The sequence below is a fragment of the Rhodohalobacter halophilus genome, from assembly GCF_001715195.1.
Taxonomy (GTDB): Bacteria; Bacteroidota; Rhodothermia; order Balneolales; family Balneolaceae; genus Rhodohalobacter; species Rhodohalobacter halophilus.
This window is the reverse complement of record NZ_MDWE01000084.1, coordinates 1-1632: the sequence shown is the minus strand read 5'-3', so window position 1 is coordinate 1632 and position 1632 is coordinate 1. Positions and strand designations below refer to the sequence as shown.

The following is a 1632-nucleotide window of genomic DNA, read 5'->3' as shown; positions in this document are numbered from 1 at the left end:
AACCCTTATATGTTGAATTTAAAGTTAGAAAAGCTTACCTGACGAAGTGAGGAGGTACGAACCCTGGCACATAGATGCCGTCTCCAAGTTTCTCCTCTTCGTTAGGTAGAGTTTGTGGTACAACCTGGTGCATAGACACCGTATATCAATAAGGATAAACGAAGCCTGACTTTTATTCAACACAACATGAGGATATATGATGAACAGTGGATATGTAGGAATTGACGTCAGCAAAGGCTACAGTGATTTGGTGATACTGAATCAGGAATTACAGGTACTCACCAAACCAGTACAGTTCGATGACACCCGCAAGGGGCATCAGCGACTCATCCAGTGGCTTGGCCGCTGTATGGATACGTATAATCTGGACCGGCTCTATGGCGGAGTGGAGAGCACAGGTGGATTTGAAGATAATTGGTATGCGTCATTGATGGAAGCCGGCAAGGCACTTCCCCTTCACGTGGCCAGGCTGAACCCGTTGGCGGTAAAAAATGCGGCCAGAGCGAGCTTGTCGATGCAGACAACCGATGCCCTGAGTGCGGTTCATATTGCACGCTACCTGATACGCTACGCAGATGAGATTACCTGGGATACAGCTCTCACTAAATATCGCTCTTTACGCAGCTTTGACGGACATATTCGCCTGCTGGTTCGCCAGCGCACTCAGCTGATCACCCAGTTCCGGCAGCTGTTGTACAGCTGCTTTCCGGAGCTTCAGCGGTTTTGCAAGCATGGGATACCTAATTGGGTACTGGAGCTGCTCAAAGCCTACCCCAGTCCTCAAAAGCTCTCACGGGCGCGGGCGCAAACCGTGGCAAAGATCAACTTTATATCCCTGGAAAAAGCGGCCCGGTTGATTGACAATGCCAGGCAGACGGTAGCAGCCCGTGGGCATGAGTCTGATGAATTTTTAATCGCTTCAATGGCCCGCCAAATCCAGGAAAGCCAAAAACAGGTAAACGCACTAAAAGAAAAACTGGTTGCAGATTGCCAGGGAGAACACACAAAGCTTCTGGAAACGATCAGTGGAATAGGAAACTATAGCGCTGCCAGTTTAATGATCCAGATTGAAGATATCCGCCGGTTTGCCTGCCCCGGGAAATTAAGTGGCTATTTTGGTGTGTATCCTTCCCTGAAAGAAAGTGGAGATAAACAATCTGTGGTTCGCATGAGCAAAAAAGGACGCGCTGCCATGCGGGCAACCTTGTATATGTGTGCCAACAATGCCGTACTCAAAGATCCCCACTTAAAAGCGATTTATCACCGCCATCGCAGCAAAGGGAAATCACATAAACAATCTCTGGGTGTCATAATGCACAAGCTGCTTCGCATCATCTGGGGTGTTCTCTCCAGCGGAAGCGGATATGATCAGGCGGTGGATCAGGCCAACCAACTAAAAAAGGTCTCTGATCCACGTAAAGATACTCTACAGCAGGAAATGGCATCGAAGCGGCGCGAACAACCTTTTGACGATGCGGCACCCATTAGCAGAATAGCCACCAAAAAAAGAAAGGCGTACCAACTGTCCCAAGTCAGCAGTGCTGAACAAGTGCGGGATCTCGAGGCACGCCTTAAAAAAGATAAAAAAATATCGAAGAATACACTTGAAGTTTAACGGTACAACTTGGAGGG

The 1632-nt window shown here is 48.4% G+C and carries 1 protein-coding gene; it reads left to right on the top strand.

Annotated features, from left to right (window positions below):
* The first annotated feature begins 196 nt into the window (after positions 1-196).
* Positions 197-1615, top strand: a complete 1419-nt coding sequence (locus BG260_RS13815) for an IS110 family RNA-guided transposase (RefSeq protein WP_069133544.1) — start codon at positions 197-199, stop codon at positions 1613-1615.
* Positions 1616-1632 lie beyond the last annotated feature (17 nt).

What these genes read in the sequence shown, in the direction of transcription:
- BG260_RS13815 (WP_069133544.1), top strand. Translation starts at nt 197, where the DNA reads ATGATGAACAGTGGATATGTAGGAATTGACGTCAGCAAAGGCTACAGT.